Source organism: Halorubrum sp. BV1 (assembly GCF_000746205.1).
In the GTDB taxonomy this organism is placed as follows: domain Archaea; phylum Halobacteriota; class Halobacteria; order Halobacteriales; family Haloferacaceae; genus Halorubrum.
In genome coordinates this window covers 609050-625341 of record NZ_JQKV01000002.1, presented here as the reverse complement: position 1 = coordinate 625341, position 16292 = coordinate 609050, and the positions used below count along the sequence as shown (strand labels likewise).

The 16292-nt window shown below is 63.0% G+C and carries 16 protein-coding genes; 6 read left to right on the top strand and 10 right to left on the bottom strand.

The genetic code is table 11. The features are described from left to right. The first annotated feature begins 31 nt into the window (after positions 1–31). From EP28_RS07730 to EP28_RS07720, 3 genes are all read left to right on the top strand, one after another. Positions 32–670, top strand: a complete 639-nt coding sequence (locus tag EP28_RS07730; RefSeq protein WP_049983408.1) for a bifunctional 4-hydroxy-2-oxoglutarate aldolase/2-dehydro-3-deoxy-phosphogluconate aldolase — start codon at positions 32–34, stop codon at positions 668–670. Beyond that, entirely contained in the window at positions 667–1623 is a 957-nt protein-coding gene (gene kdgK1 / locus EP28_RS07725) for a bifunctional 2-dehydro-3-deoxygluconokinase/2-dehydro-3-deoxygalactonokinase (RefSeq protein ID WP_049983407.1), read from the top strand. Before EP28_RS07730 ends, kdgK1 begins: the two co-directional genes overlap by 4 nt. A gap of 71 nt (positions 1624–1694) precedes the next feature. Beyond that, entirely contained in the window at positions 1695–2456 is a 762-nt protein-coding gene (locus EP28_RS07720) for an HpcH/HpaI aldolase family protein (protein ID WP_049983406.1), read from the top strand. A 46-nt stretch (positions 2457–2502) separates the two neighbouring features. Here the strand turns inward: EP28_RS07720 and gfo6 (EP28_RS07715) are convergent, their stop codons facing one another. Continuing rightward, positions 2503–3576, bottom strand: a complete 1074-nt coding sequence (gene gfo6 / locus EP28_RS07715) for a D-xylose 1-dehydrogenase Gfo6 (protein ID WP_049983404.1) — start codon at positions 3574–3576, stop codon at positions 2503–2505. Between the two features lie 246 nt (positions 3577–3822). Between gfo6 (EP28_RS07715) and EP28_RS07710 the strand changes: the two genes are divergently transcribed. Beyond that, positions 3823–5058 (top strand): mandelate racemase/muconate lactonizing enzyme family protein, encoded by a 1236-nt coding sequence (locus tag EP28_RS07710; RefSeq protein ID WP_049983402.1) that lies wholly within the window; start codon positions 3823–3825, stop codon positions 5056–5058. A gap of 239 nt (positions 5059–5297) precedes the next feature. Here the strand turns inward: EP28_RS07710 and EP28_RS07705 are convergent, their stop codons facing one another. After that, positions 5298–5762, bottom strand: coding sequence for a universal stress protein (locus EP28_RS07705; RefSeq protein ID WP_049983400.1), 465 nt, complete (start codon positions 5760–5762; stop codon positions 5298–5300). 105 nt (positions 5763–5867) lie between these two features. On the opposite strand from EP28_RS07705, the gene EP28_RS07700 reads away from it, so the two are divergent. After that, complete coding sequence (locus EP28_RS07700; protein WP_049983399.1) at positions 5868–6740, top strand: DMT family transporter; 873 nt, start codon at positions 5868–5870, stop codon at positions 6738–6740. Positions 6741–6780: 40 nt separating this feature from the next. On the opposite strand, the gene EP28_RS07695 is transcribed toward EP28_RS07700, so the two are convergent. Together EP28_RS07695 and EP28_RS07690 are read right to left on the bottom strand one after the other, a co-directional pair. After that, positions 6781–7770, bottom strand: coding sequence for an aldo/keto reductase (locus EP28_RS07695; protein WP_049983398.1), 990 nt, complete (start codon positions 7768–7770; stop codon positions 6781–6783). 60 nt (positions 7771–7830) lie between these two features. Further along, positions 7831–8697 (bottom strand): fumarylacetoacetate hydrolase family protein, encoded by an 867-nt coding sequence (locus EP28_RS07690; protein ID WP_049983397.1) that lies wholly within the window; start codon positions 8695–8697, stop codon positions 7831–7833. A 247-nt stretch (positions 8698–8944) separates the two neighbouring features. On the opposite strand from EP28_RS07690, the gene EP28_RS07685 reads away from it, so the two are divergent. Beyond that, the gene (locus EP28_RS07685) at positions 8945–9781 is read left to right on the top strand and encodes an aldo/keto reductase (protein WP_049983396.1); all 837 of its coding nucleotides are present in this window, start codon (positions 8945–8947) and stop codon (positions 9779–9781) included. Between the two features lie 55 nt (positions 9782–9836). Here the strand turns inward: EP28_RS07685 and gfo6 (EP28_RS07680) are convergent, their stop codons facing one another. The 6 genes from gfo6 (EP28_RS07680) to EP28_RS07655 all read right to left on the bottom strand — a co-directional run bounded on the left by gfo6 (EP28_RS07680) (position 9837) and on the right by EP28_RS07655 (position 16181). Next, on the bottom strand, positions 9837–10925 hold the full coding sequence (gene gfo6, locus EP28_RS07680) for a D-xylose 1-dehydrogenase Gfo6 (protein ID WP_049983395.1): 1089 nt from the start codon (positions 10923–10925) through the stop codon (positions 9837–9839). 112 nt (positions 10926–11037) lie between these two features. Continuing rightward, complete coding sequence (locus tag EP28_RS07675; RefSeq protein ID WP_049983394.1) at positions 11038–11448, bottom strand: hypothetical protein; 411 nt, start codon at positions 11446–11448, stop codon at positions 11038–11040. A gap of 143 nt (positions 11449–11591) precedes the next feature. Continuing rightward, complete coding sequence (locus EP28_RS07670; protein WP_049983393.1) at positions 11592–12524, bottom strand: carbohydrate ABC transporter permease; 933 nt, start codon at positions 12522–12524, stop codon at positions 11592–11594. A gap of 1 nt (position 12525) precedes the next feature. Further along, positions 12526–13491 (bottom strand): carbohydrate ABC transporter permease, encoded by a 966-nt coding sequence (locus tag EP28_RS07665; protein ID WP_049983392.1) that lies wholly within the window; start codon positions 13489–13491, stop codon positions 12526–12528. A gap of 30 nt (positions 13492–13521) precedes the next feature. Further along, positions 13522–14904, bottom strand: coding sequence for an ABC transporter substrate-binding protein (locus EP28_RS07660; protein ID WP_155118442.1), 1383 nt, complete (start codon positions 14902–14904; stop codon positions 13522–13524). Positions 14905–15032: 128 nt separating this feature from the next. After that, complete coding sequence (locus tag EP28_RS07655; protein WP_049983390.1) at positions 15033–16181, bottom strand: ABC transporter ATP-binding protein; 1149 nt, start codon at positions 16179–16181, stop codon at positions 15033–15035. Between the last annotated feature and the right edge of the window lie 111 nt (positions 16182–16292).

Sequence of the window (16292 nt, the reverse complement as noted above, 5' to 3'; positions counted from 1 at the left end):
GTATGATCACACGGTGTAGATACGTAGAGAAATGAGCGGAGTTGCCGCGCGCAAGCGTATCGAAAAGACAGGTATCGTCGCGATCATTCGCGGGATCGAACCGGACGTGTGCAGCGAGGTTGTCAGCGCGATTGCGGCGGGTGGTGTCGATGCAATCGAAATAACAGCCAATACACCCGGTGCAGTCGAACTGATCCGACAGATGTCCGCCGAGCACTCCGATGTCAGCATCGGTGCAGGAACCGTTCTGGATGCCGAAACCGCGCGGGCAGTTCAGCTAGCCGGGGCGGAGTTCGTCGTCACACCGACGGTCGATACAGACGTCATCGAAACGTGTAACCGGTACGGGACGCCGATCGCGAGCGGCGTGATGACGCCGACGGAAGCGCTCAAAGCGACGGAGGCGGGTGCCGATTTCTGCAAGTTATTCCCCGCCTCAAGCGCGGGTCCAGAGCAGGTGAGCGCGATCAACGGGCCGCTCCCCCAGGTTCCACTCATTCCAACAGGTGGGGTCTCGCTGGACAACGCGGCGGCGTTCTTCGAAGCCGGCGCCGTCGCCCTCGGCGTCGGCAGCGCAATCGTCGACAGCGAGGCGATAGACGACGGGGATTTCGCCGCTCTGACTGCGGCAGCGAGCGAGTTCACGACACTGGCAGAGGCGCATAGATGACGGGCGGGCTCGTTACCTTCGGCGAAACGATGCTCCGCTTGAACCCGCCGGCCGGAGAACGGTTGGAGACCGCGACCTCGTTGGAGTTCCGGACGGCCGGCGCTGAAAGCAACGTCGCCATCGCCGCTTCCCGGCTCGGCGCGTCGTCGGTGTGGCTCTCGAAGCTCCCCGACTCCCCGCTCGGACGTCGGGTCACGAACGAGGTCAGACAACACGGCGTCGAACCGCGTGTCGCGTGGGCCGACGGGGCGCGGCAGGGTGCGTACTACATCGAGCGAGGCTCCGCCCCCAGGGAGACCACGGTTATTTACGACCGTGCCGACGCGGCGATCACGACGGCCAGACCGGGCGAACTCGATCGGGACGCGATCCGTACCGCGGACGTATTTTATACGAGCGGGATCACGCCCGCGCTCTCGTCGACGCTTGCGGAGACGACGGCGACGCTGTTGGCCGACGCAAAGCGGGCCGGCACGACGACGGCGTTCGACCTCAACTACCGTTCGAAGCTCTGGTCGACGGCCGAGGCCAAACGTCACTGCGAATCGCTCTTCCCCGACGTTGATGTCCTCATCGCGGCCGAGCGCGACGTCAACGCCGTCCTCGATCGAAAGGGGTCGGCGCGCCAAATCGCCACCGCAGTAGCCGCGGACTTCGATTTCGAGACGGTCATCATCACTCGCGGCGAGAACGGAGCGCTCGCGACCCACGGCGGGACGGTCGTCGAACAGCCAGCCTTCGAAACCGACACCGTCGACGCCATCGGAACCGGTGACGCGTTCGTCGGCGGCTATCTCGCTCGACGCATCGCTGGTGATGGCGTCTCCAGCGCGCTCTCGTACGCGGCAGCGACCGCCGCGCTCAAGCGCACCATCGAGGGCGATCTCGCTGTCGTCACACCCGACGAAGTCGACCGAGTGTTAGAGAACGGAACCGGCGGAATCGCCCGGTAACGGCCGGCCGATCTCACCGGGTAAGGTGGATCGACAACAAAAGCTTTGTAGGGCCCCAAACATCCCCGACTATGGCGAACACGACTTTCCGCGACCGTCTCTTGAACGGCGAGACCGTTGTCGGCACCTTCCAGCTGCTCGACTCGGCGATGGTCTCCGAAATGATCGGGGTCGCGGGCATGGACTTCATTGTCTACGATCAAGAGCACGGACCGCTCGGCGCCGAGACCACCCTCGAACTTGCCGCGGCCGCACAGAACCGCGGCGTCGCCCCGATAGTCCGCGTCCGCTCGAACGAGGAAGCCGAGATCCAACGGGCGCTCGATATCGGTTCGGCCGGCGTTCAAGTCCCACAGGTCGAAACGGAGGCCGACGCTCGGGCCGCCGTCGACGCCGCCCGGTTCGACCCGCTTGGGAGCCGCGGGCTCTCGCAGTACGTCCGAGCCGGCGACTACTGGGGTAGCGACACGTACACCGAAGATCAAAACGAGGACGTCGTCCTCATCGTCCAAGTTGAGGGAGAACGCGGAGTCGAGAACATCGAGGACATTCTCGGCGTCGACGGAATCGACGCCGTCTTTCTCGGCCCCTACGACCTCTCACAGTCGCTCGGGATCCCCGGCCAAGTGACTCACGAGCGGGTCGAGGAACTGATGGAAGACGTCTGTGAGCGTGCCGCCGAGGCCGGCGTCGCGGTCGGCGCGTTCGCCGACACGCCTGCGATCGCGAACCGCTGGATCGACGCCGGCGTCCAGTACGTGACCCTCGGCGTCGAAGCCGGTCTGTTCACCGAGCACCTGTCGTCGCTGGCTGCGGACGTCGACACGACCTAGCGGGACCGGTCGCCGCCGTCTGGCCCGTCTCTCACTGGCTGCCGGTTCAAAGCGGGAGTCCGCGTTCCTCCGCCGCCTCGTGAATTGCCTCGATGATCTCCATATCCCGGAGCCCGTGGCGACCGTCTGGACCGATCTCCGCCCCGGTGAGAAGGCGATCGGCGAAGTAGTCGAACTCCTCGCACATCTCGTCGACCTCATCCGCAGTCGCGTGTGCCATCTCGACCGAGAGATCGCCGGCCTCGACGCGCAGTTCCACCTCGCCGTGGAACGCCGGCCGCAACTCGATCTGTCCCTCGGTGCCCGTGATCTTCAACTGCGTGTCCTCGTGAGCCCCCTGGGAGGCCGTCGAGATGAACTGGATGTCATCCTCGAATGCGAGGAGGAACGACGACCGCTCGTCATCGACCCTATCGAACGGCGGATGCGTCGACGCCATGCTCGCCTGTACCTCGGTCGGCTCGCGGTCGAGCAGGAACCGTGTCGTGTTGATGGAGTAAATCCCAAGATCCATCACAGAGGTACCGTAGCCGGTGAGATCCGGGTCGATCCGCCACTGGTCCTCGTCGGGGATCATCTCGAGTAACGGCTGCGTGTTGTCGCCGTATACCTGAACCGGGTCGCCGATGACGCCGTCGTCGAGAAGCGACTTCGCGATCCGAACGAACGGGTCCGTCTGCATCCGATAGGCCACCATCAACGGGGCGTCGTGGCGCTCGCACGCCTCGACGAGCCGCTCGGCTCGTTCGACCGACGCCTCCATCGGCTTCTCACAGAGGACGCCCTTGCCGAGTTCCGCGGCGGTCTCGGCGTAGTCGAGGTGGTACGCATTCGGGGTCGCCACGTACACCGCGTCGTACTCGTCGGCGGCGACTCCGTCGTGGTACTGCTCGTAGGTGATCGCCCGCTCAACGTCGTTTTCGTCCGCGAGACGCGTCGCTTTCTCGGCCGAACTACTGACCAACACGGTGGTCTCACAGAACGTCGACTCTTCGATCGCCGGGATCGCGACGTCGGTCGTCCACCAGCCGAGGCCGATGAGCGCATAGCGGACCGTCCCGTCGGTCGCCGTCTGCCAGTCGCGAGACTCGTACTCCCTGAACAGCGTGTTCGGAGACATGTCGATTCGATCGGCGCTCGACCACAAAAGCGTTCCCACCTCCCGGGCGGACTCAGTCGTTCGCACACGCGGTCGTCGATCGACGCTCGTTCGGTCATCCGCTCTCCATCCGCGTCGCCGACCGCGTCGGACACCGAGGATGTGGTTTCCGCGGCCGTCGGCGAATACGACCCACCGAATTGGTCCTGTCCGCCCGCGTCACCTCCGGAACCATTTTAGTGGCACTCTCCGAACTGCCGTTGATCCATGAGCTATGAGCATCTTCGGGATCCAAACGCGGAGTACACCATGCGCGACCTCTCGGCGGAGACGATGGGCCTCTCTCGCCCCCGCAGCGAGGGACACGACGTGGAGATCACAGACGTACAAACGGTGATCGTGGACGGCAACTATCCGTGGACGCTCGTTCGCGTGTACACGGACGACGGGCGCGTCGGCGACGGCGAGGCGTACTGGGGCGGTGCTATCCCGGAGATAATCGAACGGTTGAAGCCGTTCGTCGTCGGCGAAAATCCCCTCGACATCGACCGGCTCTACGAACACATGGTACAGAAGATGTCCGGCGAGGGATCGATCGCGGGCAAAGACATCGCTGCGATCTCCGGTATCGAACTGGCGCTCCACGATGTCGCCGGGAAGATCCTCGACGTTCCCGCCTACCAACTGCTGGGCGGCAAGTACCGCGACGAGGTCCGGACGTACTGTGACTGTCACACAGAGGACGAGGCCGACCCGGACGCCTGTGCGGACGAGGCGGAACGGGTCGTCGACGATCTCGGCTACGACGCGCTGAAGTTCGACCTCGACGTCCCGTCGGGCCACGAGAAGGACCGCGCGAACCGCCACCTTCGCGGTCCCGAGATCGAGCATAAAGCCGAGATCGTCGAGAAGGTGACAGACCGCGTCGGCGATAAGGCCGACGTGGCCTTCGACTGCCACTGGGCGTTCACGGCCGGCAGCGCCAAGCGGCTGGCGCGTCGGCTCGAACGGTACGACGTCTGGTGGTTGGAAGACCCGGTTCCTCCGGAGAACCACGACGTCCAGCGCGAGGTCACCCAGTCGACCGGGACGCCCATCGCCGTCGGCGAGAACGTCTACCGGACTCACGGTCAACGGCGATTGCTCACGGAACAGGCCGTCGACATCGTCGCCCCGGACGTTCCGAAGGTCGGCGGCATGCGCGAAACGGCGAAGATCGCGACGCTCGCGGACATGTTTTACGTCCCGGTGGCGATGCACAACGTCTCCTCGCCGATCGGGACACTGGCGTCCGCACACGTCGGCGCGGCGATCCCCAACTCGCTGGCCGTCGAGTACCACTCCTACGAACTCGGCTGGTGGGAGGACCTCGTCGAGGAGGACGACCTCATCCAGGACGGATACATGCCGATCCCCGAGGAGCCGGGGCTCGGGGTGACGCTGGACCTCGACGCCGTCGACGCCCACCTCGCAGACGGCGAGGAGCTGTTCGACGAAGCGTAGCTTCGTCGGGCTCGCCTGACTGTCAGGCGCAGTTCGACGAGGCTCACGCCTCGTCGAGCCAGTGATTCTTCGATTCACGCTGTTCGACGACGCGTAGCTTCGTCGTATCCGGCCCCCCGATTTGGCACCGGCGTTTGAGAGGCGTGCGTCACGTCGAACGGGAAGCGTACGTCACGTCGACTGCGACCCGTCCGTCGTGACCGCACCGAGAAACGACTTGGAGCCGTTGAAACAGCCGATCAGCTGCGATCGTTCGAATCGCTTCGGACCAGCGTCACGGGGCAGGGGGCGTCGAGTATCACTTGCTGTGCGGTCGAACCGAAGATCGCCTTTCCCGTCGGCGATCGCCGGCGTCCGCCGACGATCACGAGGTCAGCTTCGGTGCCCGTTGCGAGACGGACGATCTCGTCGGCGTGTGTGCCGATAGCACCCCGTATCTCGTAGTCGATCCCGTCCTCCTCGAACACCTTCGAGATCGATCGAATCGTCCCGTGCCGTCTCGCCACGTCGTCGACGGTGACCTCGGACGAGTTGGCGACACCCAAGTTGCTGGTCGTGGAATCGTACTCCGCTTGAGTGAATACGTGGAGGAGAACGACCGTTGCCCCGGCCGGTCCCGCAATGTCGGCCGCCGTCCGAGCCAGTTGGTCGGTTCGGTCGCTTTCTTCCGGCCCGACCGCGAGCAGAAGGGTCTCAAGTGCCATGGGCCGTGTATTACCCCGGAGACTCTTAAGAGTATGTCCGGCCTCCGATCCCCGCGAACGGCAGTATCGAACTATTGATGTGTGGTGAACCGTCTCGTCTTGGTAATGGATCCCGGGATCTCGTTCGCGGTGCTCGCGGCTGTCGCCTGGGGCGGTTACATCTTCTCGCTCAAGCGGCTGTTCAGCGACGTCTCGCCGGCGGCACTCACGGTGCTTCTCAACTCGTGTGCGGTCGTCTGGTACGTCCCTGTCGTGGTCTCTCGAACCGACGTCTCTCGGGAACTCGTTGCCGGGATCGAGCCCGTCGAGTCCGGTATCGTAGCTCTGACCGTCCTCATGCACGCAATAGCGTTCATGCTGTTCTTATGGGCTATCGACGACGGAGACCTCTCGTACGTCACGCCGATCAGCAAGATCGTTCCGGTGTTCGTCCTCCCGGTCGAGGTCCTGTTGCTCGGCCAAGTGTTGACTAGAATCCAAGTTCTCGGGGTTGTCGTGGCGACGGTCGCGGTGTACGTCGTGAACTACGAGCCGGGGAACCTGCTGGGACCGATCGTCAACGTGTATCACTCCCGACCGGCACAGTTCGCGCTGTTGAGCGCGATGTGTTACGCAGCCGGCGACGTGGGGAAACGCGTCGTGCTACAGGAGATCGGGATGCCGACGGCTCTGTGGGTTCCAACACTGCTCGTTGGTATCTCGCTCATACTGCTTCCGAGCGCCGTGCGTCATCCCCCCTCGCTCACTCGCAGGGATATTCCCCGATTCGTCGGCGTCGCGGCAATCGTCGCGCTCGCCGAGCACACGACGACGACGGCCTTCGCGATTCTCCCCGCGAGCATCGCGTCCCCCATCGTAAACACGCAAGCGGTCATCGCGGTGGTCCTCGGCGGCGTCCTACTCGGAGAACGCTACTTCCGGCTTCGGCTCTTCGCGGCCGTCATGGCCGTCCTCGGAGTGACGCTCATCGCGCTCTGACGGCTGCGAACGCGCGACGTGCGCCGTTGCCGCCTTCCATTCACCAGCGATGGTGGACGTGTTCCCGGACGTGCGCGTCGTATACCTCCGTGACGGCGTCGTGAGTCGATTCGTCGAGCGGATCGAGATCGCTTGCGGCCGCGTTGGCACGGATGTGCTCTGGGGTCGAAGAGCCCGGAATGACCGTCGAAACCGCGTCGTGGTCGAGGATCCACCGCAGCGTGAACGCGGCTGTCGACATTTCGTCCGGTACGGCCTGCTCCTGCAGTGCATCGACAGCGTCGAGTCCGGCCTCGAAGGGGACTCCCGCGAACGTCTCGCCGACGTCGAAGGCCTCTCCGTTGCGGTTGAAATTCCGGTGGTCGTCCTCGGGGAAGGTGTCTGCCCGGGAGAGCGTCCCGGTTAGAAGGCCGGACGCCAGTGGGACACGAACGATCACGCCCACGTCCCGAGCGGCGGCCTCTCTGAAGAAGAGATCGGCCGGTCGCTGCCGGAAGGGGTTGAAGATGATCTGAACCGACTCGACGCCGGGATACGTTATCGCTTTCAGTCCCTCCTCGACGCGTTCGACGCTGACGCCGTAGGCGTCGATACGGTCCTCCTCGTGTAGCGTCTCAAGCCCGTCGAAGACGGACGGCTGGTAGTAGACATCGGTCGGCGGACAGTGGAGCTGGAGCAGATCAAGCGTCTCGACGCCGAGGTTCTCTCGGGAGCGGTCCACGAACCGCCGCAGGTTATCGAGGGTGTACCCGTCGGCTTCGTGTGGGTCGAGCCGCCGACCCGCCTTTGTCGCGACCGTCACCGCGTTGTTCTCGATAGGGGAGGCCAGCGCTTCGCCGAGGACTCGTTCGGAACGGCCATCGCCGTACACGTCGGCGGTGTCGAAGAAGTCGATTCCGGCATCTAACGCGGCCTCGACCGCGCGTTGTGCTTCGGCGTCGGATACGTCCCCCCACGCACTACCGAGTTCCCACGATCCGTATCCAACTTCACTTACCGATCCGATCGACCCGAGTGAACGAGAATCCATACCGCTCTGTGGTACACGCGAACAAATAACGACCGGGAAAGCGGCGATCCTCTCACCCAGCTATACCTGCGTGACTGAGTTCTCGAGCGTGCCGAGTTCGTCGATGTCGATTGAGATTGCGTCGCCTTCCGTCAGCGTGAAATCGTCTTCCGGCACGAGCGACGTGCCGGTGAGGAGGACCGCGAGTTCGGGAACGGCATTGTGACGGCAGAAGTACGAGACGAGTTCCTCGCAGTTCCGCTTCATGTTAGCGGTCGTCGTGGAGTCCTCGTACAGTTGGTCACCGTCCCGTTCGATGTGCATCTCCATTCGGAGATCGTGGGGGTCTGAGACCGCCTCCGCCGAGGTGACGCCGGGGCCGATCGCACAACACCGATCGTACACCTTCGCCTGTGGGAGGTACAGCGGGTTTTCACCCTCGATCGACCGGCTGCTCATGTCGTTGCCGACGGTGTATCCGACGATCTCCCCTCTGAACAGAACGATCCCCAGTTCCGGCTCCGGGACGTCCCACGTAGAGTCCTCGCGGATCCCAACGGCCGCCCCGTCTCCGACGGTGCGGCTGGCGGTTGCTTTGAAGAACAGCTCAGGTCGGTCGGAGTCGTACACGTCCATGTACACGTCCGGACGATCGCTTTCCGCCTCCCGAGCCGCTTCGCTTATTTCGTACGTGACCCCGGCCGCCCAGACCTCGTCGGGGACGATCGGTCGGTCCAAGCTCTCCTCCAGTACCGCGGGCGACAGTGTCTCTGCAGATTCGCTCAGCCGCCTTCCGATTTGGTCGATGGACGTCTCGCTCACGGCCGCGGCCTTCGCCAGTTCACGGAACGTGTCAACCGGATCGTCAGCCGTTCCGAGGTCGTACACCGTCCCGTCGATTTCAACAGCCAGTCCTGTGTCAGCGGTGTCGAGGTTGTAATACTGCATGGTCTAGTCGGTCGTCTCATGCGGGAGTCCCGCATGCGTGAACCTACCTTATTACTATAGACATCACTAATAAATTCACGGATCGATAGACGCCGCGACACCTGACGGCCAACGCTCGGCCGAGTTCCACGACGGTGGTGTCGGGCCACTACCGGCGGCCGTGTGAGACGACCGCCGTCTCCCCCGACCGCCTCGACAAGAGAACCAGTATCTTCAATTGGTGTTCGATACAATGCCATTGCGTGCCATGAACGTGCCATCACACACACTGCCGAGCGGAGACGAACTCCCCGCACTGGGATTCGGGACGTGGAACCTCGGTAGCGGAACGGTCAAACGAAGCGTTCGAGCCGCGCTCGACGCCGGCTACACCCACATCGATACCGCCGAGGGGTATCGAAACGAGCGGGAGATCGGCGAAGTGATCGCCGAGTACGACCGCGACGATCTCTTCCTCACGTCGAAGGTACTCGCAAAGAATCTTAATTACGAGTCGCTTATCGATGCGTGTGAAGGGTCTCTGGAACGATTGGGAACGGACTATCTCGACCTCTACTTGATCCACTGGCCGAACCCGGCGATCTCCCTGCGGGAGTCCCTCCACGCGATGGCGGAGCTTCACGATCGGGGGCTCGTCCGAAACGTCGGCGTGTCCAACTTCAGTGGCTATCAGCTGAGCTGTGCCCAGCATATCAGCGACGTTCCCATCGCCGTCAACCAGATCGAGTACCACCCCTGGTTCCAGCGGTCCGAGCTGGTAGAGTACTGCCGTGACACCGACACCGTCGTTGAGGCCTCCGCACCGCTGGCGCGGACCGAGATCTTCGACGACGAGGCCGTCCGAGAGCTGGCCGAAACCTACGACAAGTCGCCCGCGCAGATCGTCATCAAGTGGGCGATCGAACGCGACGTGGTCGCTCTCCCGCGCTCCGGGACCCCCGATCACATCCGTCAGAACGCTGACCTCGACTGGCAGATCGAGGAAGACGACCTGCGACGGCTCGACGAGCGTGACCGCAACCACCCCGTGTACGACACCCCGACACGAGATTGGACGACCGACGTCTACGGGATCGAGCAGTAACGCGACCCCGAAACCGCTACCGGCGGGGGCGCTTCCCTGCGCCCCGCCGATCGCCTCACTCCGTGAGAACGACTTCGTCCGCGGTCTCCGCAGACTCGTAGATCGCGTCCAACACTTGCATGTCCGTCAGCGCGTGGCTGCCGTCGGGGTAGATGTCGCCGTCGGTGAGCAGCTGATGGCCGAAGTATGCGAACTCTTCTTCGAGCTGATGGACCGCCTCGAACTCCACGTCAAGCCGCGTCCCGCCGCGGACGACCGCGACCGCTCGGTCCTCGCGCTCGTAGAACGCCGGGTCGAGAATCAACCGCCCCTCGGTGCCGGTGAGTTCGAGCCGGCTGGCGTGGTGAGCGTTTTGGCTGACCGTACACATCGCGTCGACGCCGCCCGGGAACTCGAGTCGGAAGGACGCGTGCTCGTCAACGCCGGCGAACGCCTCGTGCTCCGTGCGGGTTCGCCCAGAGACGCGGACCGGATCCGTCCCGAGGACGAACCGCGCGGTGTTAATCGGGTAGATTCCGATGTCCATGAGCGCACCGCCACCGGAGAGTTCCGGGTCCAGCCGCCACTGGTCGGCCGCCTCGGTGAGTTCGGAGAGCATTGTCTGCGACATTGTGGCATGGACGTGAGTCACGTCCCCGATGAACCCGTCCGCAAGGAGGTCTCTAAGCCGCCGAACGGCGGGGTCTGTCTGCATCCGATACCCCACCATCAACGAGACGTTCGCGTCCTCACAGACGGAGACGATCCGCTCTGCGCGCTCGACGGTCGCCGCCACGGGCTTCTCACAGAGAACGGCTTTCCCCTGGTCGGCCGCGGCCGCGACGTACTCGAAGTGGGTCGCGTTCGGCGTCGCGATGTACACCGCGTCGTACTCGTCGGCGACGCTCCCCGAGCGGAACTCCTCGGGAGCCACGCCGATCAGGTCGTGTTCATCGGCGACCGCCTCGGTGGCGTCCGAGTCGATGTCCGTCACCACGGTCGCCTCGGTGAACGACGACCGGGCGATCCCCGGAAGGGCCCAATCGCGGGTGAACCACCCGAGCCCGACCACCGCGATTCGGACCGGGCCGTCGACAGCGGTCGGGTCCCGGGTTTGCCAGTCTCGGTTGGTGAAGCCGTCGACGTATTCGGTCAGATCTCCCATACGGATCCCTGTTGAGACCGTGTTATAATATCTTGCCGACTCGGATGGCCAGAGGCTGACTCCGGTGGCTCGCGCAGCCGTCGGTTGTGAGATCCGCCGAAGGCGACTCTCGTCACCACTCGATGTCGGTTCGATCGATCAGTTCCTCCCACGCTCGGTCGGCACCGCCGTAGAAAGTCATCCATGTGGCGACGGCGAACGCCGCCAGCGCAGCGACCACTTCCGCGACCTGACCGAGTGCCCCGGTGGAGCCGAAGACGAGGCCAGCGATCCGAACGAGGACGTACGCGGCGGGCAGAAGCGACAGCTGATAGACGGCAAACCGGATGTACGAATTCGTCCGCCGCCAGTAGCTCCAGCGACTCGTGACAACCGCGTACAGGACCGGGATGAACACGAGCGTGAATCCGGCCATCTGTCTGACCTCTTGGACACCGGTTTCGGAGGGAACGATCGTCCCCACGAGCGCACCGGTGAACAGCCCCAGACCGATCGCCCACGAGGTCGCCAGTCCCCGGTTCATCGTCCTCGCTGCTCGTTGCCCCGGTGGCTCATCGGTCGGTCACGCCGGCTCGGGTCGGTCAGCATGGTAACGGCACATCGGCGGCATCCGTGTAACCCTTTCGGGAGCGTTCGGGGTGAGCCGCTAAAAAAACGGAACCGGGATTAGTTTTCGGAGGCGAGCCCCTCTGCGAACTGCTCCGCGAAGAGGACGTAGATGATGAGCGTCGGAAGCGCGGCGACGAACGCTCCCGCCATCCGGAGCCCGAAGTCGACGCCGGAAAGGTCGCTTCCGAGTCCGGACAACACGAGCGTCACGGTCGCGGCCGGACTGCTCGAACTCCCGATGAGCGTCAACGAGAACAGGAACTCGTTCCAGATCATCGTGAACTGGTAGATGAACACAACGCCGATCATCGGCTTCGACAGCGGGAGCACGATCCGTCGGTAGATGTTGGTGATGCTCGCCCCGTCGATCTTGGCGGCCTCGATGAGTTCGTCCGAGAGGGACATGTAGTACCCCCGGAACAGCAGCATGCAGATCGGGATCGCGTAGACGACGTGGGTGACCGTCACTGCGAACAGCCGCGAGTGTCGAGCGGTGAAGAACGGAAGGTTCCCCAGCGGCTCCAGCAGGCCGTCGACCCCGACCATGTTGATCCAGAAGTCGGAGAGCGGGACCAACACCGCCTGATACGGGATGAAGATGCCGACCAAGAACAACACGAGGATCGAGAACTGAAGGCGCTCGTTCCAGTCGACCAGGGTGAGCCCGTACGCCGCGATGCTCCCGAGGAACACGCTGGCTATCGTCGACGGGACCGACATGATGAGGCTGTTCACCATCCCTCTTGAGAGGTAATCGAACGCCACGGTCCACTTCTCTAACGTGAATCCGCTGGGCCCCGGCGGGATGAACGGCGTCGTCGACGTGACCGCGCTGGTGGTCTTGAAGGCGGTCACGAACCCGGTCCAGATCGGCGAGATGAAGAAGACAAAAAAGAACATGACCACGAGCGCGATCCCGATCTTCGTGTAGTTGAGCGCCGGCAGTATCCGCGCGATGCTTTCCGCCCGGGAGTGGGTTGGTTTGCTCATATCAGAGGCTCCCCTGTTTGTGCTGGTAGTGGAGATACGGTGCGATGATGGCGAGCGACATGACGAGCAGTATCGTCGCGATCGCCGCCGAGTACGCCCAGTTCTGTAGCTGGAACGCCTCGCGAACCATCAGGGTCGCGAGGATGTCCGTGGCCTGCGGCACACGGTACTGCCCGAACATCGAGTAGAGGAAGGTGAACGCCTTCAACGCGAAGATCAACAGGATGACCGCCGCGCTGACCGACGACGACTTCAGCTGTGGGATGATCACGCGCCAGTAGGTCTTGAACGTGCTCGCGCCGTCGATTCGCGCGGCCTCAAACTGGTCGTCCGGAAGCGACTGGAGTCCGGCGAGAAACACGACCATAGCGTAGCCGCTGAACTGCCAGATAAGCGCGAAGATCACGGACCCCAAAACAAGGTCGGGATTGCCGATCCAGTTGTATGGTCCCAACCCAAATAGCCCCACAATGGCGTTTACCATCCCGTTGTTGACGTTGTACATCCAGAGCCAGAACTGCGCGGTGACGACGAACGACAGCGCCATCGGGAGCAGGTAGATCGTCTGTATTTTCTCTTTATACCGGATCTCTCGGTCGAGCAGGATCGCGAGGAACAGCCCCAACAGCATGGTGACCGTCGTGAAGACGATCATCAACATGAACGTGTTCTTGGTGGTGAGGATCACCGCTGGATCCTGTATCGCCTGGACGTACATCTCCAGATCGAGGTTCGTGAAGTCCGGGCGCTCGAGGAACCCTTCGTAGTCGGTAAGAGAGATCAGCGTGTTCCAGCCGATCCCACCGTAGACACCGAGCCCCATGATGCTGAACGGGATGAACCAGTAGGGGAAACTCCGAACGAAGTCGCTCTTCGAGAATCGTCGTAACCGGTCTCGCCAGTCCTCCGGAGTCGCGCTCGCGGAGACGGACTGAGACCCAGAAACTGTGTCTTCTGAACGTGCCATGAATATATTTTGAAGGGTGAGATCCCGAGGTTACTCGAACACGGCCATCAGGGCGTCCGCCGCATCGTCCACGTTGAAGGGACCCATGAAGTTGGCCGAGATCGCGCCCTTACACTCGTCGAGTTCTTCCGGGGTACACGCGAGCCCGTGAGCCAGCGTCCGCGGGAACTGGTCGTGGTTGTTGAGGTGCTCGACGTTCATCGTGAGGAAGTCATCCAGTTGGCTGTCGTCGATGTCCGTCCGGAGCGGGATAGACCCTTTGAGGTTGTTGAACCTGACTTGCAGTTCGGCGTCGCCGATCAGTTCGGCGAAGGCCTGCGCCTTGACCGGCGCATTCCCGTCTTGGGGGAACATGAACGAGTCGAGATGGAACACGTACATGCCCTCTGTGCCCGGGAACGGAAGCCATCCCCAGTCCTCCTCGAACTCGAAGTTATCCGCGTTCCGATACATCCCGGCGGCCCAGTTACCCATCGTGAAGAAGCCAGCCTCGCCGTTGATGAGTTTGTCGTTGGCCTCCGGGAAGCTGAGGGTCGCCCGGTCCTCGTTCGTATGGGTCTCGACGAAGTCCTGCGTCTTCTCCAGCGCTCGGGCGATCGCCGCTCTATCGCCGTCCCCCGCGAGCCACGCCTCGTACGCCTCCTGACCCTCGGTGCCCAGCATGATCTGCGCCCAGTACTGGAGGACCGTCCACGGCGCGATCGACGTCGTCGTCACCGGGATGTAGTCCGTCTCGTCGGCGATAGTCTGACGGGCGGTGGTAAAGGAGTCCCAATCGGTGATGTCGTCGGGGTTAACACCGGCTTCCTCTAAGACGTTGACGTTGTAAAAGAGGTTGTTCAGCCGGTGGGAGCCGAGCGGAACGGCACGGTACTCGCCGTTCATTTCGCAGGCATCGAGCGCTTTGGGAGCCATCACGTCTTCCCAGCCTTTCTCCTCGAAGATGTCCGTCAGACTGTCCAGCGTACCGCCGTACTGGGTCATGTTGAGGCCGGGCCAGCCGGCAAACGCGTCCGGCGGGTTGCGGTTCGCGAGCCGTCGAGCGACCGTCGCGTTGAGGTTCTCGTTCGCGTCGCCGCCGATCGGCTCGATCTGGTGTTCGTAGTCGGGGTACCGCTCCTCGTACATCGCGACGATCTCCGCGGCGGCCTCGGCACCGTCGCCGCCGGTCCACCCGTGGAGCGCTTCCATCGGGTTGTCCGTCAGCTCCTGTCCGTCGCCGCTCGACCCGTCGCCGCTCGACCCGTCACCGCTCGACCCATCGCCGCTCGATCCGTCACCGCTTGACCCGTCGCCGCCGTCGCCCCCGCTACAGCCGGCGAGCATCACGCCGACGCCAGCCGCTCCGGTACCGAGTACTTTCCGCCGTGTCAGGTAGTCACCGTTCCTGCCCGAATTACCTTGATTAGGCATACCATAGCTCCTTGTATTCCTCATATATAATGATTTTGTTTTCGCACCAAAAACCGTGTGAGAAACGTTCGATCCGACTCGACGTGCCACTTTTCACTCCCTTGCCGGCGTCCGAACGGTCGGTAGTCCTACTTTGTCCCGATTTCTTGGACCTGCTCGACTTCCTCGACGATACGGTTCCGAAGCGCCTCGCCGGTCGCGGCGTCGAACAGGTGGATCGCGTCCTCGGGGAACGAGACGCCGACGTCTTGTCCCCCGGTGAGGTGTCGCATCCCGTCAACGGTCGACGTGAACGTCTCGTCATTGGAGGCCTCGGTGAATCGCAGGTGGACGGCATTCTCGTTGCCGTGCGGTTCGATCACGTCGATGACTCCCGGGAACTCCTTCAGATCGGAGGCGTCATCGCCGATCTCGACGTTCTCCGGGCGAATTCCCAACACCAACTCGGTCGTTCCCTCGACGCTCGCGAGCGCCTCCTCGGAAAGCGGATACTCGAACCCGTCCCCGACGAGGACGCCGTCCTCCAGTGTCACGTCGAAGAAGTTCATCGACGGTTCCCCGATGAACCCGGCGACGAACACGTTCGCGGGTTCGTGGTAACATTGCATCGGCGTCCCGACCTGCTGGAGCGTTCCGCCGTCCAGGATCGCGATCCGGTCGGACATCGTCATCGCCTCGGTCTGGTCGTGAGTGACGTAAATTGTGGTCGTTCCCAAGTCCTCCTGAAGCTGTTGGAGTTCCGTCCGCATCTCCGCTCGAAGCTTCGCATCGAGGTTCGCGAGCGGTTCGTCGAGCAGGAACACCTTCGGATCGCGGACGATCGCTCGACCCAGCGCGACGCGCTGTTGTTGCCCGCCCGAGAGTTCACCGGGTTTGCGGTCGAGGAGGTCAGTGATACCGAGCATTTCCGCTGCCGTGTGGACCCGCTCGTCGATCTCGTCGTCCGGGAGATCGCTCGACTCCTCGAGGCCGAACGCCATGTTCTCGTATACGGTCATATGCGGGTACAGCGCGTACGACTGGAACACCATCGCAATGTCGCGTTCCTGGGGCGTCTTCCGATGGATGGGCTCGTCGCCGAGGTTTATCGACCCGCTGGTCGGCGTCTCCAATCCAGCGACCATTCGAAGCGTCGTCGACTTCCCACAGCCTGATGGGCCGACGAGGACGAGGAACTCACCGTCTTCGATCTCTAGGTTCAGGTTGTCCACCGCGACGATCTCGTCGCCGTCGTCGTTGAATGTCTTCGTCGCGTCTCGCAACGAGAGGTTTGACATGGTAACTCATGGTTCTTTCCCTTCATATATTTATTTGATCTGATCCGGGCAGAGGGGACGGCGAGACGATGGGTTCCGATAGGTTTAATATCCTAGTATCGGCGATGTAAC